The 21961-nt window shown below is 39.7% G+C and carries 21 protein-coding genes; 11 read left to right on the plus strand and 10 right to left on the minus strand.

Features of this window, described 5'->3' with window-relative positions; all coding sequences use genetic code 11:
* Window positions 1-108 precede the first annotated feature (108 nt).
* Window positions 109-312: a hypothetical protein gene (locus J1N10_RS13020; protein WP_262327153.1), complete on the plus strand. Its 204-nt coding sequence runs from the start codon at window positions 109-111 to the stop codon at window positions 310-312.
* Window positions 313-910: 598 nt separating this feature from the next.
* Here the strand turns inward: J1N10_RS13020 and J1N10_RS13025 are convergent.
* The 4 genes from J1N10_RS13025 to J1N10_RS13040 all read right to left on the minus strand — a co-directional run bounded on the left by J1N10_RS13025 (window position 911) and on the right by J1N10_RS13040 (window position 5686).
* Window positions 911-2452, minus strand: coding sequence for a beta-N-acetylhexosaminidase (locus J1N10_RS13025; RefSeq protein ID WP_262327154.1), 1542 nt, complete (start codon window positions 2450-2452; stop codon window positions 911-913).
* A gap of 264 nt (window positions 2453-2716) precedes the next feature.
* Window positions 2717-3880, minus strand: coding sequence for a DUF819 family protein (locus J1N10_RS13030; RefSeq protein WP_262327155.1), 1164 nt, complete (start codon window positions 3878-3880; stop codon window positions 2717-2719).
* 231 nt (window positions 3881-4111) lie between these two features.
* Window positions 4112-4900, minus strand: a complete 789-nt coding sequence (locus J1N10_RS13035) for an MBL fold metallo-hydrolase (protein ID WP_262327156.1) — start codon at window positions 4898-4900, stop codon at window positions 4112-4114.
* 126 nt (window positions 4901-5026) lie between these two features.
* Complete coding sequence (locus J1N10_RS13040) at window positions 5027-5686, minus strand: B3/B4 domain-containing protein (RefSeq protein ID WP_262327157.1); 660 nt, start codon at window positions 5684-5686, stop codon at window positions 5027-5029.
* Window positions 5687-6182: 496 nt separating this feature from the next.
* Here J1N10_RS13040 and J1N10_RS13045 point away from each other — a divergent pair, with 496 nt between their 5' ends.
* The 3 genes from J1N10_RS13045 to J1N10_RS13055 all read left to right on the plus strand — a co-directional run bounded on the left by J1N10_RS13045 (window position 6183) and on the right by J1N10_RS13055 (window position 8146).
* Complete coding sequence (locus J1N10_RS13045; RefSeq protein ID WP_262327158.1) at window positions 6183-6848, plus strand: HAD family hydrolase; 666 nt, start codon at window positions 6183-6185, stop codon at window positions 6846-6848.
* 3 nt (window positions 6849-6851) lie between these two features.
* Complete coding sequence (locus J1N10_RS13050) at window positions 6852-7310, plus strand: hypothetical protein (RefSeq protein WP_262327159.1); 459 nt, start codon at window positions 6852-6854, stop codon at window positions 7308-7310.
* Window positions 7311-7531: 221 nt separating this feature from the next.
* A complete protein-coding gene (locus J1N10_RS13055; RefSeq protein ID WP_262327160.1) occupies window positions 7532-8146 on the plus strand; it encodes a leucine-rich repeat domain-containing protein in 615 nt (204 codons plus the stop codon).
* Window positions 8147-8420: 274 nt separating this feature from the next.
* On the opposite strand, the gene J1N10_RS13060 is transcribed toward J1N10_RS13055, so the two are convergent.
* The 5 genes from J1N10_RS13060 to J1N10_RS13080 form a co-directional block, all read right to left on the minus strand.
* A complete protein-coding gene (locus tag J1N10_RS13060; protein WP_262327161.1) occupies window positions 8421-9491 on the minus strand; it encodes an adenylate/guanylate cyclase domain-containing protein in 1071 nt (356 codons plus the stop codon).
* A 226-nt stretch (window positions 9492-9717) separates the two neighbouring features.
* A complete protein-coding gene (locus J1N10_RS13065) occupies window positions 9718-10311 on the minus strand; it encodes an indolepyruvate oxidoreductase subunit beta (RefSeq protein WP_262327162.1) in 594 nt (197 codons plus the stop codon).
* Window positions 10312-10428: 117 nt separating this feature from the next.
* Window positions 10429-12042: a thiamine pyrophosphate-dependent enzyme gene (locus J1N10_RS13070; RefSeq protein ID WP_262327163.1), complete on the minus strand. Its 1614-nt coding sequence runs from the start codon at window positions 12040-12042 to the stop codon at window positions 10429-10431.
* Between the two features lie 110 nt (window positions 12043-12152).
* The gene (locus tag J1N10_RS13075) at window positions 12153-12560 is read right to left on the minus strand and encodes a secondary thiamine-phosphate synthase enzyme YjbQ (RefSeq protein WP_262327164.1); all 408 of its coding nucleotides are present in this window, start codon (window positions 12558-12560) and stop codon (window positions 12153-12155) included.
* A 439-nt stretch (window positions 12561-12999) separates the two neighbouring features.
* On the minus strand, window positions 13000-13953 hold the full coding sequence (locus tag J1N10_RS13080; RefSeq protein WP_262327165.1) for an NAD(P)-dependent oxidoreductase: 954 nt from the start codon (window positions 13951-13953) through the stop codon (window positions 13000-13002).
* 181 nt (window positions 13954-14134) lie between these two features.
* On the opposite strand from J1N10_RS13080, the gene J1N10_RS13085 reads away from it, so the two are divergent.
* Complete coding sequence (locus J1N10_RS13085) at window positions 14135-14737, plus strand: Fic/DOC family protein (protein ID WP_262327166.1); 603 nt, start codon at window positions 14135-14137, stop codon at window positions 14735-14737.
* On the opposite strand, the gene J1N10_RS13090 is transcribed toward J1N10_RS13085, so the two are convergent.
* Window positions 14727-14894: a hypothetical protein gene (locus J1N10_RS13090; protein ID WP_262327167.1), complete on the minus strand. Its 168-nt coding sequence runs from the start codon at window positions 14892-14894 to the stop codon at window positions 14727-14729. The genes J1N10_RS13085 and J1N10_RS13090 overlap by 11 nt on opposite strands.
* A 180-nt stretch (window positions 14895-15074) precedes the next feature.
* Between J1N10_RS13090 and J1N10_RS13095 the strand changes: the two genes are divergently transcribed.
* The 6 genes from J1N10_RS13095 to J1N10_RS13120 all read left to right on the plus strand — a co-directional run bounded on the left by J1N10_RS13095 (window position 15075) and on the right by J1N10_RS13120 (window position 21941).
* On the plus strand, window positions 15075-17519 hold the full coding sequence (locus J1N10_RS13095; RefSeq protein ID WP_262327168.1) for a TonB-dependent receptor: 2445 nt from the start codon (window positions 15075-15077) through the stop codon (window positions 17517-17519).
* A 129-nt stretch (window positions 17520-17648) separates the two neighbouring features.
* Complete coding sequence (locus tag J1N10_RS13100) at window positions 17649-18824, plus strand: PP2C family protein-serine/threonine phosphatase (RefSeq protein ID WP_262327169.1); 1176 nt, start codon at window positions 17649-17651, stop codon at window positions 18822-18824.
* Window positions 18825-19031: 207 nt separating this feature from the next.
* Window positions 19032-19697 carry a 7-cyano-7-deazaguanine synthase QueC gene (queC, locus tag J1N10_RS13105; RefSeq protein ID WP_262327170.1) on the plus strand — a complete coding sequence of 222 codons (666 nt, stop codon included), beginning with the start codon at window positions 19032-19034 and terminating at the stop codon, window positions 19695-19697.
* A 20-nt stretch (window positions 19698-19717) separates the two neighbouring features.
* Window positions 19718-20575, plus strand: a complete 858-nt coding sequence (locus tag J1N10_RS13110) for a 7-carboxy-7-deazaguanine synthase QueE (RefSeq protein ID WP_262327171.1) — start codon at window positions 19718-19720, stop codon at window positions 20573-20575.
* A gap of 105 nt (window positions 20576-20680) precedes the next feature.
* Window positions 20681-21040, plus strand: coding sequence for a four helix bundle protein (locus J1N10_RS13115; protein WP_262327172.1), 360 nt, complete (start codon window positions 20681-20683; stop codon window positions 21038-21040).
* A 31-nt stretch (window positions 21041-21071) separates the two neighbouring features.
* Window positions 21072-21941 (plus strand): NADPH-dependent 7-cyano-7-deazaguanine reductase QueF, encoded by an 870-nt coding sequence (locus tag J1N10_RS13120; RefSeq protein WP_262327173.1) that lies wholly within the window; start codon window positions 21072-21074, stop codon window positions 21939-21941.
* The last annotated feature ends 20 nt before the right edge of the window (window positions 21942-21961 follow it).

Below are 21961 nucleotides of genomic sequence, written 5' to 3' on the forward strand. Positions count from 1 at the left end.
TTCCCATTTCAATTGAATCAAATTTGGCAGAAAACATTTGCTCACGGTAACTATACAATGGAGCAGTCTATTAACCAAAATTAGATAACACTTGAAAATTATTACCATATGTCAGAAGAGATTAAAAAGGACTTTATCCATTTGTTTGCTTTCCTATCAGAACACCGCTCTGTTATTGAACGAGAACAGCAACGTACTCATCAATTATTGGCTAAAATGCCACCTGAAATTAAAAACCCACATCTGGAGATAAATAATTTATACAGCGGCATGATTTATATGCTGGATCGACTAAATAAAAAAGTAGAATAGAACCAACCTGATTGGCGGATGATGTATGATATTGATTAGAATTCCCTGGTATATTTCCTTTACATCGATTATACACTTGCTCACATATGAGTAAGTGTATAATTATCTTACTACACTCGCCTAATAATAACGCAAATTAGAGTATGAAAATAGCCACAACCGCATTACAACAAACAGAGTTAATATTATTAAGACTTAACTTTATCCATTCGTTTCTGGAAAGAACGTACGAAAAAAATGACTACCTATCCATACCGCTTGGAGAGGACCATCAGAAACAAATGCTGGAAAGTTGTAGCAGAGATATTTATTACTTTTTCACCCATATTTTTCATTCAACTTCTGAAGCTCACAAACTGCTTGGTTTATTCGTTAAATGCCGCGCTAATCTTTGTGCATTTTACATTCAGTTGAGCGAAGAAAATCAAGCTAAACTGTTAAATTTCGATTTGTTTGAGCTGAGTCAAAAAGTTCGATAGACAAGTAAACAAAGCTTATTATTGCTCTGATACGATAAGAGGCCGCCCTTCAAAGGACAGCCTCTTTTATATTTCCATCGTCCACCACCCAGGTTCTGAACGTCACAACTTCAAGCCTCTTATTCTATCTCCCAGGGTATTAATTTCGATTGATAAAAGTCAACCCCTTTATTTTTTAGGCGTTTCCCGTGCACTGCCAAACGCTTTTTATAGCTTTCCCAATCACGTTTTTCAGGCAAAGACCATCCCAGCTCGGCATGGCCGATTAAGCGCGGAAATACCAGATACTCTATATCATCCATTGTTTCAACGGTCTCAGTCCAAAGCGGAGACTCCAGACCCAAAATATCTTCTTTATCAATTCCTTCAACAAGTTTCTCAGGATCCCAGTTATAAGCCTGATCTACTTCAATCAGTGCCGCCCAATCCAAACCAATGTGCGTCGTAGAATCATATTTCATATCCAGATACATACGCTTGGATGGCGAAAGCAGCACTTTAGCTCCTTTCTCAACGCCCATCACAGCATTTTTATCTTTGGCCCAATACTGAACCACATCAGCTGCATCAATAGCAGCATGTGCCATCTCATCCCAGCCTACCATTGTTTTATTGTACTTTTTCACGATGGCTTTAGTACGATTGATAAAATACACGTAATCATCTTCTTTAGTCACGTGCGATTCATCTCCCCCAATATGAATGTATGGTCCTTCGGTAATGGCCGACAACTCACGAATGACATCATCCACAAATTGATAGGTCACTTCCTTGCGAGTTGCCAATGTGCTAAAACCAACTTTTGTTCCGGTATACAGCTCTGCTTTCTTTTTCGTGCCGTTTAACTCGGGATAAGCAACAACAGCAGCATTGGTGTGTCCCGGCATATCAATTTCAGGAACCACCGTAACAAATCGTTCCTTGGCGTAAGCCACAATCTCCTTAAACTGCTCTTGCGTATAAAATCCACCTTCTCCCCCGCCAACTTGTGTTTGGGCGCCAACGGAAGTTAGTTTGGGCCATGACTTAATTTCAATACGCCAGCCCTGATCATCTGTTAAATGCAGATGTAATACATTTATTTTATAATTAGCGGCTAAATCAATCACTCGTTTGACGTCTTCCACACCAAAGAAATGACGCGACACATCCAGCATGACGCCACGATACTCGTATTGCGGATAATCAACAATACTCCCCGTTGGAATTATCCATGCTGTTGTTTCACCTTCATGCTTAACAATAGTCTGATCGATTGTTTGTATACCTCTGAAAATGCCTGCCGGATTAGCAGCTTTCAACACTAATACTTTCTCATTAATCGTTAATGCATAAGCTTCTTCAGCAACATTTACCTCTGCATCAATGGCCAGGTAAATTCCTTTTGAAGGCGCATTTTTACTTAATTCTACATTAAACTCCAGACCGGTTAGTGAAGCCATTTGTTCGGACAGCAAGGTACCCAGCCCTTTCAAATCATCATTTTGTACATAAACAGTTGTTCCTTCGTCTAATAATAAAGAGCTTCCACTTGAATTCAGTTCAACCGGTGCAGGAATCAGACTTACACTTGAAAGGTTAGCAGGAATGGGTTTATGACAAGATACCCCCAATTGCATGAGCAGCCCCATCGATAGCGCCGCCATTGTTTTTTTAATCATCGTAACTAATTTAAGTTAAAGGTTTTCTCTCAATGCATTTCGAAATGCTTCTCAAATATATAAAAACCCTTGTGATACCTTTCGTTTTGAAACGATTTTTAGTGAAATTTTTAAAGAAGTGGAAGGTAATCGATATACTCTTACGTGCGGAGATTCTTTATTTTGACACCCAATAGTAACCGTGTAGATTTTCAGCAGATGACACTGGCATAGTGCTTATAGTTATCAGCTGAGTTTATGGACAGTTTAACAATTTATCTGGAATCATCCAAGCACCAGCGCAATACTAACGCCAATAAATGTGCCGATAACATACCCAAGAATACCTACCAGAATGGCTGGCGTCACCATACGTTTTTGCCCCAAAGAAGCTGCCATAGGTGCCGCTACTGATGGCCCCATAATATTGGCTGCTGAAGAAACAATGACTTCATAAACATTGAGTTTAAATAAACGCGCCAGTCCCATCAAAAAGATAAAATGGAAGAACATAATCACCAGATAGAACAATAACAAGGATGGTCCTACTTTTAATACTTCATATATGTTAGTTGAAGCCCCGATAACCGCCAGAAAAGCATACATCATCCATAATCCAAGGGTAAAAGCGGTGTTTTCCAAAGGTTTCAATCGCGATGGAATGCTATTAGCAACCACCAACGAAAGTACCGTAATCAAAAGGATACTTAGATTTAAATCAGTATTGAACAGGCTCTGAACGTAAGGTGATAACCATTCACCAGCAGCCGCTATACCAATGGCTAAAAACAACGAAATAGCAATGCGTTCCATCGTAACCGGACTACCTTTATCTTCAATAGATTCGACGTCTTTACTTACTTTCTCTTTTTTATACCAGAATCGATTTAAAAAAGTCAATGCCGGCACCAGGAATAAAAACAAAACGTAAAGGTTAGCCACAAAGTTATCAACAGCAATGGTGGCTGAGAAATAGGGATTCGTGCTAAAATTGAGCGTTTCACCTGTGGCAACGAAGTTAATACTTCCTCCAACAAGCGTTGCTGCAATAACACCAGCTGTATTACCCCCATCTTCGCCCAAATCAATAAAACTAAAAGCGATAAAGCAGCCCAACACCACACCGATGGCTCCAATCACAAAGGCCAGCAATAATTTTCCGCTCTCCTTAATAATCTTTACAATATTGGAACTGAACAATAGCAAAGGGATAGAGATGGGAATAAAATAATCGAAAACCATATCATAAACCGGCACAGATACGCCTGTACCAGAGCCAACCGGCACAAAACCAATCATGGCCAGTATAGACATGGATATCATGGTCACCAATATACCCGATACTTTTCCAAACCATTTCTTATGCTCCGACCAGATACCAAATGCAGCTGCTGCTACAACCATGGTTAATACTAAAAAATGTTGATTGGCGTGTATGATTGAGTTCATTATATGTCTATTTGATGATTTGTTTATTTGGTAATTTGATATTTACAGTTTGGTTATTATCAAAAGCTTTTAGCTACTAGCCGCTAGCTATTAGCAATTGGCAGCTTGGTTATAAATTAAGTCCGAAGCCCCAATCCGGAGTCCGTAATCAGTTTTACATTTCAACAATTCTACAGTTTTTCAGTTTCTCACAACTCATCGCTCATTTCTCACCTCTGTCTTTTTCCAATTTTATTGACTAAACAAAACCAACTGCTCTTCTCCTACGCATAAAATCTCGGATGGGGCATAACGATTGGTTGGCAATATATTGTATTGATTGGCTAAATGCTCAAAGGCTTTCATGGCAATATCAACCCGGTTATTATCAGCCGAAATATGCGACAGAAAAATAGTTTTTAATTTTGGGTTTTCTACTTGTTCCACCAATTCAACCGCCTGCTTATTACTCAAATGGCCATGATCCGATTTAACGCGCTGCTTTAAATAATAAGGATACGGCCCTTCTTCCAATAATTGTTCATCATAGTTGCTTTCTAAAAACACAATATTACATTGGCTAAGGTGCTGCTTTGTATTGTCGCATGCCAGTCCAATATCGGTCATAACACCAATGTTCTGACCTTCCACTTCCACTCTAAAACTTGTGGGATCAATCGCATCGTGCTGTTTTGAAAAGGAATGAATGGTGAACGCTCCAACTTTCACTGAATCACCGGCCGTAAATACATGTGCTGTCTTCGGGTGATAATTACGATGTGCTTTTTGTAAAGTATCTCGTGTTAAATAAGCATCAATGTCATGCATATCACATAAAACGCGTAAGCCTTTGATATGATCACTGTGCTCATGCGAGATAAACACCGCTTTTACCTTAGAAATATCCAGGCGCAACTCTTTCATACGCTTCATCACCTGACGACGTGATATACCCGCATCTACCAGAATCGCTTCCTTCTCTGTTCCAATATAATAACAATTACCATTACTGCCTGAGGCAATGGCACAAACTTTAATCATTCTAAAAAGCTTATAGCTGATAGCCGCTAGCTATTTACAGCTTGGTTAATTTATTTAGTCCGAAGTACAAAGTCCGGAATCAGTTTTCAATTCCACTGTTCAGCAGTTCGACAATTCTCATACTATCTACATCACAAAAAAACGTTCCTCTTCCCTGCCCTCAGCATATTGCTCCAACAAAGCCATTGCTTCATCTAATGCGGCATTGATGGGTTCTTTACCTTCAAATCCAATAATAATCATCAGAAACTGTATGGTATCATCCGTTACCATCGTTCGCGTTGAGTCGCTGGTTGGGTTACCAAAAGCCCCTTTAGCATCACGGAATATGGGTAATTTTTCAATATTCACATCACCACGACCAATGCCTTGGTAGGGTTCATTCTCCTTCCCAATGCCCATGCTCACCTCTCCCTCAATAGCCTTGTAGTTATAGCCACAAATTGAAAAGCCGGTTTTGACAGAAATCAGATTCAAAATGTCCACCACATTATTGATGTGGTACAAGCCTTTACCATTGGCCACACGCCGCAATAGTGCTTCAGCGGCCGGACGATAACGGTTCGGGTCTTTCCCCAAAGTTCGATAGGCGTTTTTATTGGCTTTCACGGTTGACAGCTCACGTATCGATTCCGGAGTATGCATTGTCTCCAACTTCTTCACCTCATCATCCAATAAGGCTAATAACTCAGGCTGAGGCGCATTCACTTTGACGTCAACAATAAATCCACCCAACAGCAGGTGAGGCAGCTTTTCTTTAAGAATAGATTCAATATGGATAGTCATAATTCGATTTTGATGGAGCAAAATAAGTCATTTTTGTGCACATACCCTTGATGAATATGTCCTTTCTTCGGAATCAATCCTATCTATGTTCGATCTTTGCTTGTACCTCCGACATACCAGCTTCGTACCATATTCAGCACTTGTTTGACAGTTGTTCGGCACTCCTTCGGCCATTGTTCGCTAGGCGCGTGGGCCAATAAAGTAACGAAGTACTTCCGAAGAAATAGCGATTATGATACGATGTTGGTACGATTCTGACATGAAGAAGGCCCGAATTGAAGTAAAAAAAGCATCGTATCGAGCAAAAACAGCTTCATTTCTTTAAAAACACATGAATTTCCTAACGTTTGAGTTGATAGGAACCTACCACCAGAACAACATTCAGCCTCACACAACCCTACCTATCAATTATTTAACAAATACACCAATCACAATACAATCACTGTCATTTCCCTGTGTGAAAAATTGCATTACTTTAGCCGGAAATATTAAGCATATGTCAAGACCTCAAACGATAAAAGCTGTTTTTTTCGACATGGATGGTGTGTTATACGATTCGATGCCCAACCATGAATACACCTGGATTCATAGCCTTAAGGAATATGGCATTGATTTTCCTGCCGAGGAAGCCTATATGAACGAAGGACGAACCGGATTTTCAACCATCCGCATTGCTTTTGAAAAGTACCTGAACAGATTACCTAGTCGCGAAGAGGAAGAAGCGGTGTATGCTTTGAAAACAAAATTGATGAGTGAGCGTCCTAAGGCCCCCATTTTGCCGATGATGCAGGAATTGTTGACTCAGCTTCGGGAGAAAAACATCCAGGTCTTTGTGGTCACCGGTTCGCGCCAACCGTCTTTGGTTGAAAAATTAAGCACGCACTTTGGCGTTGCAGCATCCAATATTATCAGCGGTGCCGATGTCAAGCAAGGCAAACCGCACCCCGAGCCCTACCTGATCGCCTGGCAGCGTTCGGGGCTGAAAAAGGAAGAGTGCATGGTGGTTGAAAATGCACCTATGGGGGTTGAATCGGCTAAAGCAGCTGGTATATTTACCATCGCTGTAAATACAGGCAAACTGGCTGACAAGGTATTACTTGATGCCGGTGCTGATGAATTGTTAGGTAGTACAAAAGCATTATTTAATTCTTTTAGCTTTTAACAAATGGATGACTTGACAATAAAGACAAAGCTACTGGAAGAGCTTAATCGAATTATTGATGAAAAAATCAATACCATCAAATCCAGTATTTCGGACATCTCCGACTCCATGAAAAACGATACAAAAAGCAGTGCTGGCGATAAGTTTGAAACAGGTCGGGAGATGATGCAAATAGAGCTGAGCAAACAGCAAGTGCAATTGAAGAAGCAGCTACAATTAAAAAAAGATTTAGAACTGATAAAGCTCAACAAAAGCTATACTTCTATCGAATTCGGAAGCCTGGTACATACCAATAAAGGCCTTTACTTGATGGCTATTGCCCATGGCAAAGTTACGATTGATTCCAGGGATTACTATGTATTGTCGATGGCATCGCCTATTGGTCAACAGCTAAAAGGTAAAAAGACGGGTGATGAAATTAACTTCAACAATCAGCTGATTAAAGTGTTAGATATCCAATAAAAACCTCTATAATAGGCAACTATATTATCCCAAACAGGAAGAACAATCACCTGTTTATTGACTTGAGCGGTCGTTTCCATTCCGACGATGACAGTGGTATCAGGAAGTATATACAAATATACCGCCCCGACGTGAAACTGAAAACAACCACCAAACATCTCACATCATATATCCTAACACCAATTCATAAATCCTTTGTATATTCGAACAAAACTAAATTAATGTCAGATATCTCAATCATAGAGAAACTAAACAAAAAGCTGCCACGCCCCCTTAAAGAACTAAAAAAGATAAGCTGGATAACCAAAGGCTATGTTCTGAATGATAAGCAACAGTTGACCCATCTAAGCATATTTAAATGTCGCCTCAATGGTGAAATACCTGAAGAAGTGTTTCAACTTCAGCACCTGGCTTACCTGGATATCAGAGAAAACAGCATCACAGAAATACCCGTACAGATTAAAAACCTAAAGCAATTACGCTACCTGGACATTCGTATCAATGCCATTAACAAGCTTCCTGCATCTTTTGCCGAGCTTTCAAAACTGGAACGGCTTTACCTCGGACAGAACCATTTTACGAGTATTCCTCAAGAGGTAGAAGGTTTATCAGGCCTGAACCTGATTGACTTTAGTGAGAACAGTATTTCTAAAGGATGTGAATCATTATTGAAAGCCGAACAGCTTAAAAATATTTACCTTAACAACAACCAACTCACCAGCTTTCCATTTGAAATGCTTACCGCCAATCAACTGGATGAATTGGTTTTACTTGATAACCCCTTAGACGAATACAGCGGAACAACCCGCGATAAAATAGGCCGCCTGGTATTATAAGGACCTGACGTATAAAACTGTAGCAGAGTCGCGATGATTGTCTGTCCGATAGAACGATACTATCGCGAGGCAAAAATTTACATGACCAAAGACCTAAAGCCTCTGCCAGGCATTATAGGCGTATTGGAAGTATTAGTTTATTTTAGGTAAACAAAATCGAGTATAAAAGAAGATAGGCTATATTTAGTATATTGCACAAACAGATGCATTGCACGAGTTTTAGAGCGTCTGGCAACGGGGAGGGGTCAAGGCTCAGGATATACTTCTTGCTACGCTACTTTATGCTTACCGAATAGAACTTCACACGCTCAGTCTTTCCCCTTAATGGTAAATCACTAAGTAAATGGAACTGAAAGTTATTATCCCCATTAAAATGGTCAAGCACATGCTGTGATATTATCATGTCCGTGTTAAATTCATTACACTTTTTCTCCAAACGAGCAGCTGTATTTAAAACATCTCCATGAAACGCTATCTCACGCTTAATATCTCCTATCTCTGTCAACGTCACAATGCCTGCATCCATGCCCGCTTTGTAGCTTGGTACTTCACCATATTTTGAAAGGAAATAAGCATTTCGTTGCTTAAGTATACTACAATAGTCAAGAAATAAGTGAATACAATTGAGTTCCTTAATTCCTTCGTTTAGGTTCCAATAGAGGATAACCTCATCTCCAACATACTGATATATTCTTGCTTTATACTTCTGAACTACGGGTGTTAATTCATGAACGCACTCCTTAATAAATTGGCTATAATTCTTATGACCGAGTTTTTCTGCAATTCTTGTTGAATCTTTTAAATCCAGAAATAGGAACATTAACTCTTCAGTCTTAGGGTGATAGTATTTGCCCGTTAGCAAATCGATAAATGTTCTGGAACCAAACCTCTGACTAATGGTAATTATCGAATTAAAAAGAAGTATAAAAAAGCCCCAATAAACAAGAAAAGAAGCTATCAACCTAAAAGATAAGAATTTATTCCTGGTCTCTTCCAGCAACTCACGTTCAAGTAAACCAAATGTTTCAAACACCTTAAATATTACCATGCCAACAATCAACAGGGCAAGAATATATAACGCGCTTCTCAGCAAAATATTAAATGCGAAACTTCGTTTTCGTATGACCTTTTTTTCAGTCAGCCTATTAATGAAAATAAAAAGGGTACCAAACAAGACGGAAGTAAAAACAATCTCCAGATGCCATGCATTCGAACGAAAGTAATTTTTTAAAGCTCCCTCTTCTATAAAATCTTTCAGCCCTAAATATGAAAACAGAGCATACAGATAGAAAAAGAAAGTAAATGCACCGACTGTCAATAACCACTCCTTCAGTTTGAGCTTCATAGTTTGTTATTTGTCTTACGATAAATCCATATCAAATATACGAGATTACTAATTTCTGAATGATTACTATTCTAAACAAATACGCACCAATCGAATCAGCTAAACGATAAGCTTATTATGAGTATTAATAGATTATGGCAATTAAAAAAGCCGGTTACATTGCTGCAACCGGCTGTACATATTATTGTTGTTGATTGTGTGAGCTTAACTCATATAAGTTACGCGGTTAATTTCGGCTGGCCAAAATCTCTTCTGTCGCCGCTCGTCCGGCGCGTAAAGCATTGATATTTGATTCTACAACAGCGTCGCCTTTACGACCAAAAATCTTACGCAACCCTTCTTCCAAGGCGTTAAAATCTATATCGATAAAAGGAGAAGCTGCACCTAACATCACTATATTTGAAGAACGCTTAGTGGCTACTTCAGCAGCAATCTTATCGGCATCAATCGCAATATGATTTGGCTGATCGGCCACTTTAGCCATTATTTCATCCATCTCAGGATAATTAGGAATGTTGATAAATGGTGTTGTATTGGTTACCAACCATCCCTTTTTAGATAGATAAGGTAAGTAGCGTAACGACTCCATAGGCTCTACTGACAAGATGATATCTGCCTTACCCCGTGGGATCAAATCCGAAGCAATCGGCTTACTACTTACACGAAGGTGAGACTGTACATCACCACCACGCTGACTCATACCATGAACCTCGGCCTGCTTTAGGTGCAAATCTTTATCCACAGCAGCCATACCAATTGTTGCAGCGATAGACAAAATACCTTGTCCACCTACACCTGCTAAAACTATATCTGATTTCATTTTACTGTTAATTTGATAATTTGTTTACTCGTTGAATTGTATTTGAATCATACACCAATCATCAATTCCGTCTTTTCCAATTCGACAAATCAACAATTAAGTGATTCGACATTTTTATTACAATCCTAACTCTTTAACTTTTAACACAAGGCTCTTATTGCGTAAGGTCTGAATACACTGACGGCGCGGAATAATAACCGAAACCCCCTGATAGTCAAACTCCTCTTTGATGATACTCACCATCTCATCGAGGTTAGCAGCTGTTGGCTTAAACACGCGGATGTGCTTAGGATCAACGCCAATGCCTTCAATAATCTGCTCCAGGTGACCTAAAGCCTGTGAATCCTGTCCACCAGTCATACCCGTTGTATAGTTATCTGATACAATCACAGTGATAGGCGTACCTTCGTTAACAGCATCCAATAGTCCAGTCATACCAGAGTGCGTGAAAGTAGAATCACCGATTACTGCTACAGCTGGCACTAAACCGGCATCAGCGGCACCCTTAGCCATGGTGATTGAAGCACCCATATCCACACAAGAGTTAACCGCATTATATGGAGGCAATGCACCCAGTGTGTAACAACCGATATCGGCAAATACACGTCCAGGGCCATACGATTCCAAAGCAATATTTAAGGCTTTATAAGCATCGATGTGACCACAACCTTTACACATTGCCGGCGGACGACCAACCATTAATTCCGGCACATCAGCACCTTCTTCAAATGGGAATCCTAAAGCATTGGCCACAATATTTGGCGTTAACTCTCCTGCACGAGGCAAGGTTCCGTCCAAACGACCTTTAACAGGTGTACCGGCTTCCTGGTATCCTTTCAATAATTCTTCAATCACCGGATAACCATCCTCTAATACTAAGATGGAATCACACTCCTCAACCATGCGTTCGATGTCTTTACGAGGCATTGGGTACTGAGAAAGTTTTAACACAGGATTATTTAATTCACGATCCTGAAAGTTCTCCATTAAATAGTTGTGAGCAATACCACAAGCGATGATACCCATTGAACGGTCTGGACCATCTGTGTAAGTATTATATGGTGATTCCATCGAGATTTTCTCCAAATCAGAACGTGTCTCAAGCAGCTTCTTATAGTTACGACGAGCGATAGAAGGCAATAATACAAACTGCGTTGGATCTTTTGGTAAACTTACTTCACGCTCTGCTATCAATGGCTTGCGAATAACACCGGCACGAGAGTGAGCCAGACGTGTTGTGATACGAATCATCACCGGCACATTGTATTTTTCTGACATTTCAAAAGCAGCATATGTCATATCGTAAGCTTCCTGCTGGTTCACAGGCTCCAAAATTGGAATCATTGCAAACTTACCATATACACGGCTATCCTGCTCATTCTGGCTGGAGTGCATGGATGGATCATCAGCAGCAACCACTACAAAACCACCGTTTACACCAGTGATAGCAGCATTGATAAAGGCATCGGCAGCCACGTTCAATCCCACGTGTTTCATACAGGTCATAGCGCGCTTACCGGCATAGGCCATACCTAATGCCGACTCCATTGCCGTCTTCTCATTACTTGACCACTTGCTATGTATATTGCGTTCTTTAGCAATCTTAGAATCCTGAATATATTCAGTAATTTCAGTCGATGGGGTACCAGGGTAAGCATAAACACCTGACAATCCGGCATCAATTGCTCCCTGAGCAATGGCCTCATCTCCTAACAATAATAACTTTTGCATTGTGCTTATTTGGTTTTATATTATTACTTATTTGCTTCGGCTCGCTAAGTAACAAATATCTAAACCCTCTAGTAATGACATTTATCAATGGTTATAATTTGTAACCATTCTTAATAATAAATTGTAAGCACCAGCTTGCGCACACCCCCATAATTCCGAAATTCACACAAATAAATACCCTGCCAGGTTCCCAGGTTTAATCGCCCATTTGTTATCGGAATGGTCAATGACGCTCCCACCAACGACGATTTGATATGTGCCGGTATATCATCAGCTCCTTCCAGAGTATGCTTATAATCAGCATCATTCTCAGGAACCAGTTTATTAAAAACCGTTTCAAAGTCATCGCGAACGGTATAATCAGCATTCTCGTTTAAGGATAAACCTGCTGACGAATGCTGAATAAAAATATTTAACAGGCCTGTTTGTGGCAAGTCGGGCAATGCTGCTAAAACATCATTTGTTATCAAATGAAAACCACGACCATACTCTTTCAGCCTAATTTCCTTCTGTTGCACCACTATATCAAATCGTTATATAACATTACAATTTTCATACTTCCTATAAATCTACCACAACAACCATCGTTTTATTTCGGATGTCATCTTTGATTTGTCATTTGGCAATAAAGATGACATCCCTTTAAACACTAACAGCCCTCATCAGACGATGTGTTGATCCATGATTCTATTAACCTGAATTCGATTAAAATTAAACAGCTCAGATTTCATTAAATGACTGATATACAATATAAATTTTTGAAGCATAGTGAGCTGTGATGATAAAATTTAGAGAAGTAGATTAGTTATTTATTGAAAAGTTTGACTTACCGCTTGTAAACAACTGTTTTCTACGTCATATTTGTTTGAAATAGCCCGCTATTCCTTCACAAAGATTCCTTGAAACCAATTATTCACAAACGGTCTGAGCGATTAATTTTTCGTCGAACTCAGGTTATTAACTCACCTGATTAGGCGGCACCATACCTTCAAAAAACGTTTTAATATTAAGCGCTACTAAAGCAGACATCTCTCCCCGCGTTTCATGTGTTGCCGTTCCAAGGTGTGGCATTAAAAACACATTGGGCAGTTCACGCAATGCATCCGGAATGGTTGGTTCGTTCTCAAACACATCCAGGCCAGCTCCGGCAATGTATTTATTTTCCAATGCTTCAATCAATGCCTGCTCATCCACTACCGGACCACGGGCCGTGTTAATCAAAAAGGCACTTGGTTTCATGAGCTGCAATTGCGCTTTCCCTATCATGCCTTTTGTTTCTGCCGTTAATGGCATATTCAGCGACACTACATCAGACGTTTTTAATAATTCTTCCTGGGAAATATATGTTACATTTAATTGCTGCTCTTCATCAGCACCTACCTGCTTTCTGTTGTGATATACAACTGACATACCAGAAGCCACAGCGCGTCGGGCCAAGGCTTTACCGATAGCCCCCATGCCAATAATACCCAATTGCTTGCCAACAAGCGTTGTACTCAGATTACGCATCACGCCCCATTGCAACTCTTCCTTATTTTTCAGAATGGTATTCATCTCCCCCATCCGACGGGCCGTGCCAATCATTAAACCCATGGCCAATTCAGCTGTTGGTTCCGTTACCGGATCAGGACTGTTAGTCACCACAATACCGCGCTTAGTCACATGCTCCATATCTATATTGTCATAGCCCGCACCAAAATTGGCAATCATCTTTAACTGAGGTGCAGCATCAATGACTTCGTTCGACAGTATATTTCCATAAACCGTCACAATAGCATCCACATCAGCTACCTTTTTAATCAACTTATCGGGTGTAAACGATTCTTTTTCAGGATAAATAATTTCCCAATCTGGTAATATCTCATCAAATTGCTGACGTGGCACATTCAGCATTATTAATAGCTTCTTCATTAGTATCTATTTAGAATGTTTTTCATTTTCAAATCAGGTTTGTAAAGATAAAATCATTCTTTATCAAAGCCAATAAGACTTTTTCACCAAATGTAATATTGAATGATATTTATGACATCACTTGCCAATCCCCTTTTTTAGGGCTAATTTGATATTCCTTTTTACTTTATTATTTGAATTGATGCCATACCTGCATTCAAGATATGATATACCTGGCGACAATGGCCAACACGATGTTTTACCTAATCTACTTGGTATTTCAAGCATTGACGCCATCCATAAAGTAGAATTCGAAGGTTTTTTAAAGGCACAATACCAACTCCTTGAAGAATTGACCACTAAAACACAATTTGACTTTTCATACATCCAACGCATCCACCAGCTATCACTGAATAAAGTCTATGATTTTGCCGGGCAATTCAGAACCGTCAACATGACCAAAGGAGGCTTTTTGTTTCCTACAGCCAAATTTTTACCTCGTATATGCCATGAGTTTGACGAGAAAATAATGCATCACCTCCCCAACTATTACGAAGATAAAAAAGCTTTAATAAAAGACATTGCTAAAGTGCATGCCGAGTTACTATTCATCCACCCATTCAGAGAAGCTAATGGCAGGGTTGCACGTATTTTGGCCAATATGATGGCCGTTAAACAAGGCTATGACTTTTTGGGGTTTTATAAGATTACGCAACGTCAGTTTAAAGAATACATTATTGCCGTTCAGGCTGCAGCTGATCACAACTATCAACCTATGACAGATATAATTGCAGCTATTTTTTAATCTCTCCTTCTACTCGTCCCACCATTCTTTTTAATTCTTCATCTGAGAAATGAATACCTTCAATCCGAAATGAATCAACCAAAGAATTGAGTATTTTCCGGAAGCGTTCATCACTATTTTTAAGGGTAGGATGGTTATCAATTATCTTAGTCTCCATACTTTAAAGATACGAAAAATCAATTGTTTTCGTTTACTCTTAACAGAAGGTTTTTAGTATTTATGTTGAATTTTTCAGATACATAATTCCTTTCTATTTTTACATGCATTATTCTGCCGGTTTGAAGCATCAACAAATGACTTCAACGGCATCAAAACATAGCTAAAGAAGAGCTCAACTGTGAAAAATAAATTAAGCCTATTATACTTACTCATCCTGTTATCAATGGGATGGCAAACATCAGCTCAGGAAAGAATAACTCTAAAAGGCACTGTTAAAGACAGCCTTCATCAGCCCATCCCATTTGCTAACATCACCATCGTTAATGAAAAAGAAGGTGGCATATGCGATGAAGAGGGACTATTTTCTTTTATTACTACCCTGGCTCTGCCTTTTGAAGTGCAGGTTTCATCCATTGGTTATCAAACAGCAACACTTCAAATCAACAACGCCCAACAAGCTAAGAATCTTGTAATATACTTATCGCAGAAACAGGAAAATCTGGGACAGGTTGATGTTGAAGGACAAATAACCGACCAATCATTTAATAAAATAAACCCCAAACTAGTTGACCGCTTACCCGATGCGGGTGGTGGTAATATCGAAGGCCTGGTAAAAAGTCAGATGGGAGTTTCGTCCAATAACGAATTAAGCTCCCAATATCGTGTCAGGGGAGGTAATTACGATGAAAATCTGGTATATGTTAATGACATTGAAATTTATCGTCCTTTCCTCATTCGTTCGGGCCAACAGGAGGGCCTTAGTTTTGTTAATCCAAACCTGATTTCTTCGCTTAAATTTTCGCCTGGTGGCTTTGAAGCTCAATATGGTGATAGAATGTCGTCTGTTCTCGATGTGCGTTATAAAAAGCCACGTAAGTTAAGCGGAAGTGTCAGTGCCAGTCTGCTGGGTGCATCCGGCCACATTGAAGGCAGCTCAAAAGACAATAAATTTAGCGCTATTACCGGCGTTCGATACAAAACCAACCAATACCTGCTGGGATCGCTCGACGTGAGTGGTGATTACAACCCCAGTTTTTTTGATGCGCAAACATTTCTTACTTACCAACTTTCTGAAAAGTGGGCCATTGAAGCATTGGGCTATTATTCGCAAAACAACTACAGCTTTGAACCGATTGACCGCGAAACATCGTTTGGCACGATTAACGATGCCAAGAAGCTTAAAATCTATTTTGAAGGCCAGGAGAAAGATTTATTTCAAACGGGATTAGGTGCTGTTTCTCTAAAGTTTTTACCCAACAGTAGTAATCAATATAAGTTGACAGCTATGGGCTACCGGACTTACGAAGAAGAAACCTATGATATCCAAGGCCAATATTGGTTACAAAATATTGAAAACCTTGATGGCTCAACACCCAATCCTCAAGAAGATGGCATTCAGAATATTGGTGTAGGCACCAATCTGGAACATGCGCGTAACGACCTGCTGGGCATCATCCAGAACATGGCATTGCAGGGCAAACACCAGCTCAACGACCACCTGTTATCGTGGCAGGTCAAATACCAGCATGAGTATTTCAAAGACTATATTAACGAATGGGAAATGCGCGATTCGGCTGGCTATTCTCTACCTTACTCCGATAAAGAAGTAAAGTTTGTTTACGCATACAATGCCGATGCCGAAACATCAAGCAACCGGGTAACAGCTTATCTTCAGGATGAATTCCGCGTTAATACTGCCAATGGTTTTATCCTTGTAAACGCAGGTATCAGAATCAATTACTGGGATTTCAACGATGAATTTCTAATTAGCCCGCGTGTTAATCTTTTGTTCTATCCCAATATCGATAAAACAACACGCTATCGCCTGGCTGGAGGTATTTATTACCAAAGCCCCTTTTATCGCGAGATGCGACGTCCCAATGGCACCATCAATAAAAATATAAAAGCCCAAAAATCGGTGCAGATAGTGGCTGGAATTGACCGCATCTTTGAAGCAATGAACCGCCAGTTTAAGTTTACTTCAGAAGCTTATTATAAACACCTGACTAATCTTAATCCCTACCAGGTTGACAATGTACGAGTGCGCTATTCCGGAGAAAATAATGCCAAAGGGTACGCCACCGGGATAGACTTCAAGCTGAATGGAGAATTTGTTCCGGGTGTTGAATCATGGGCCAACCTGTCGTTAATGAAAACAGAAGAAGACATACTGGATGACTTCTACATTGATACAGATGAGAATGATAATGAAACAACCGTTTACCCTGGATATATTCCTCGTCCTTCGGATCAACGCGTTTCATTCTCCTTGTTCTTTCAGGATTACTTACCCAATAATCCAAGCTTCAGAGTTAATCTTAATCTACTCTTTTCAACAGGATTACCGTTTGGCCCACCACAGTCGCCGCGTTACATGGCCACCAACCGCATGCCGGCCTATCGCCGTGTTGACATTGGATTTTCTAAAGATTTAACAAAGTGGCTGAATAAGAAGAATACGCTGGTTAAAGATTGCCGGATAGGACTTGAAGTATTTAACCTATTCGACATTAACAACACCATTTCGTACTTTTGGGTAAGAGACATACACAACCGTCAATATGCAGTACCCAATTACCTGACATCACGACGACTCAACCTTAAACTAAGCGCTTACTTTTAATAAGTATTAGACTGATATAAATTTTATTCACTCACCTTGAAGCACATGCAAAAGGAATGACAACAAAACACAACTTTCACTCGTTTTCTACGTAACTAAACCAATAGTAACATTTATTTAGTATTTTTAATGACTCAGCTCGACCCCACCATATTATTGGTAGATGATTCTGCTGTTAACCTGGAAATTCTTCAGGAGGCACTTTCGCGCTATAACACTGTTACAGCAAGCAATGGCGACGACGCCATGGAAATTGCCTTCTCAAGAAATAAGCCCGATCTTATTTTACTTGATATTGTTATGCCGGGCATGAATGGCTACGAAGTCTGTAAAATACTAAAGAGCAACGACCTATCGAAGGACATCCCAATCATCTTTATCACTGGCCAAAACGATTCGGATAGTATCCTTAAAGGCTTTGAAGCTGGCGCTATAGACTATATTACCAAGCCATTTAACATCATGGAACTAAAGGCCAGGGTTAAAACCCAGTTGTCTATCAAAATGGCACGCGATCAAAATCAACGCTTGATTCATAAAATCCGAACAGTCAATAAAAAGCTAACCGATAGTATTGAATACGCTCAGAAAATTCAATCAGCCAGTCTGCCGTCAAAAGAATTTCTGGATAACGTATTACCTGAGCATTTCATTATGCTGAGACCTCGCGATATTGTAAGTGGCGACTTTTATTGGGTAGAAAAAGCAGATGACAAACTTATTATAGTAGCTGCCGACTGCACCGGACATGGGGTACCTGGCGCCTTTATGAGCATGTTTGGCGTGGCCTATTTACATGAGATTGTTGGTAAGAACAAAATAACACAACCAGCAGAAATACTTAACGAACTGCGCCGCATTGTGATTGACTCGCTTAAGCAAGACGAAGACAGTGAAGTTAAAGATGGTATGGACATCAGCATTATTACAATTAACACCGAGAAAAAAGAGATTGAGTTTGCCGGTGCTTTTAACGACATGCTGTTAGTACGCAATAAAGAAATGCAGATTTTCCAGGCCGACCACATGCCTGTGTCAATAGGAGAAACAAACCTCCCCTATACCAATCATGTTATTTCTTTTCAGAACGACGATTGCATCTACTTATACTCCGATGGTTATCCATCTCAGTTTGGCGGACCCAATGATAAAAAACTCATGCAAAAAGGATTCAGAAACCTGCTTCTGGAGAATCACCACTACACCATGGCCGAACAAGGAGATATTTACAATAAGTTCTTTGATGTTTGGAAAGGCATAAACGACCAGATTGACGATGTTTTAGTGATGGGTATTAAACTATAATCCTTGATTTCTTATTACCCCAGTTAAATTTCGCTTCTTTTTACTTATCTTTGCGCTGTGTTTAACACCAACAGTTCGTAACCATCCTGTTGTAAAACAAAACTAGGAGATTTGTATGCATTTGAATATCTGCTGATGTACGTTCGTACATCCGTATTCTCCATTTTGTTTTATCGTTTGTTTACAACTGTTTAATTCACATAAGCAATGAAAAAAGCAGTCGTATTACTTTCCGGAGGTCTGGATTCAGCCGTTGCCCTGCATGTGGCCAAAAAAGAAGGCTTTGAATTACATGCTCTTTCTTTTGATTACGGACAACGCCATAACCGTGAACTGGAAGCCGCCAAAATAATTGCAGAACAAGCAGAAGCTGCCAGTCATCAGGTGGTAACACTTAAATTAGATAAATGGGGTGGCTCGTCACTAACGGATTCATCAATGAAAGTGGAAGATGGCGACGTGAACCGCTCAGATATACCCGTAACATACGTACCTGCCCGCAACATGGTATTTTTATCAGTAGCAGCATCATTGGCTGAAGCCATCGGTGCTCAAGATATATTTATCGGCGTAAGTCAGGTTGACTATTCTGGCTATGTCGATTGTCGACAGGAGTTTATTGACGGCATGGAGAAAGCCATTAACCTGGGCACTGTGATGGGAGCTGAAAAGAATCAACCCATTAAAGTTCATGCCCCTTTTGTGAATATGACCAAAGCGGAAGAAATTACTTTAGGCGTTGAGCTAGGTGCTGACCTGGGCTTAACCTGGAGTTGTTATCGTGGAGGCGAAAAACCATGTGGTACTTGCGACAGTTGTTTGTTACGCGCCAAGGCATTTGCTGAGGCTGGTGTTATTGATACGTCACTTTGATTATTTGAGAGAAGTTGAAAATGGAGAAGTTGATTTTAGCTAAAGAAGGCGTATTCCCTGTTACAAAAGACAGGAATGGTCTGTTATTGGAAGAAACACCCCAAACAGGTTTACACATTGCAGGAACCATACAAGGTGAAGGCAAGCTGGCGGGTGTTCCCTCATTATTTATTCGCTTATCAGGTTGCAATCTTCGCTGTATCTGGCAAATGGAAGATGGCACTTATTCGCGTTGCGACACACGTTACGCCTCTTTCCAACCCAATGAAATAATTGAACTGGAAGTTGATAAAGTAGTTGATTGGGTCCGATATAACATTGGAAACATCAAACATGTGGTGATTACTGGTGGTGAACCTTTATTGCAACGCAGAGCTCTTGCCGACTTATGTCAAAAGCTAAAAGAACAGCTTAATGTACACATCACAATCGAATCCAATGGCTCCATCTTCGATGAAAATGTGGCAGCCTGGGTCGATCTTTTTAGCATCTCCCCTAAACTAAGCAACTCAGTGCCAAGCCCTGAGAAATTAGCCGTATTTGGATTGAAAGAAAATACCGTGTTTAAAAAACACGCCCAAAAGCGGGTTAATATAGAAGCCTTGCAATCCTATGTTGATTTGGCCAACAATAGCAACAAGGAGCTTCAATTAAAATTCGTTGTCGGCAGAAAGAACGATTATAAAGAAATTCTCTCTGACTTTATTGAACAATTAAATAACTGCCAGGCGAGTGATATATTACTGATGCCACTAGGCGCAACTAAAGTTGAGGTTTCACGCTCTTCACCCATGGTATTGGACATGGCCATTGCTAACGGATGGCGTTTTAGCCCGCGCGTTCACATTGAGTTGTTTGGCTCGAAATCAGGGGTATAGAAGTAATGGTTAATGGTTAATGGTTAATGGTTAATGGTTAATGGTTAATGGTTAATTAAAATTATTTTGTAATTTGAATACATTAATCCAAGTAAATCATTAACAATGAAGAATATCCTTAAAGAAAAGAGTTTTGCATTCTCGATTAACATTATCAGAACATGTCAAGTCATACAAGAGGATTTCAAAGAGTACATTTTAACAAAACAGGTATGGAGATCTGGAACAGCTATTGGTGCTTTAATAAGAGAAGCTGAATTTGCTGAAAGCAAAAAGGACTTCATACATAAACTACAAATTGCACAAAAAGAAGCTAACGAATCCATTTATTGGATAGAACTTCTCTTTGCAACTGATTATATCACTCATGAAAAATGTAATACACTAAAAAGTAGCTGTATTGAACTCCTGAAACTTTTAACATCGAGCATCAAAACAGCTAAGCAAAGATTAAAATCTAATTAATCTCTAATCATTTACCCCTAATCATTAATGTATGAATGAAGGAAAATTCCTAGGCAAACAAGTTGATTATCCACAGCAGTATGCACCAGAGATGCTGGTGGCTGTGCCTCGCCATTTTAACCGCGAACAATATCAGCTCGAAGAATCAAATCTTCCTTTTATTGGTTATGATGTGTGGCATGCTTACGAATTAAGCTTCCTAACTAATAAAGGATTGCCTGTTACTGGCTTATTAAAAGTGGTTTACCCGGCTACCAATGTTTCAATAGTCGAAAGTAAATCATTCAAGTTATACCTGAATTCGTTTAACATGCACCGCTTTGGTAATACGGCCGAAAAAGGCTTGAAAGATGTGCTGACAACCATAAACAATGACCTGAATCAACTCTTAGAAACAGACGTTCAGCTATCCTTTTTTAAACATATGCAGTATGAAGCGGCTTATGATTTTTCAGACTATGTAGTGATAGAAGATACAGTGAATACTGATTCTATTCAATTTACACGCTACAACGAAGCACCTGAATTATTGTGCAAAACGGATAATCATGGCGAATTAAAAATCGCCTCTCACCTATTACGCAGTAACTGCAAAATAACGAATCAACCGGATTGGGGAAGCTGCTTTATTCACATTAAAGGTGCTTCGTTGCCCGATAAAAGTGACCTATTAAAATATTTGGTTTCTATCCGGAATGAGAATCATTTCCACGAAGAAATATGTGAGATGATATATAAGCGTTTATGGGACATTTTTGAACCAGAAGAGTTAGCCGTGAGCTGCATTTATACGCGCCGCGGCGGTATTGACATTTGTCCGGTCAGAGTGAGTCATGCCCATTTGCTTCCCCAACAACTGACTAATCCATCTGTTTTATCGGAGAAATTATTACGACAGTAAAAATCAAGATATACACAAAA

This window comes from Carboxylicivirga litoralis, from assembly GCF_025499605.1.
Taxonomy (GTDB): Bacteria; Bacteroidota; Bacteroidia; order Bacteroidales; family Marinilabiliaceae; genus Carboxylicivirga; species Carboxylicivirga litoralis.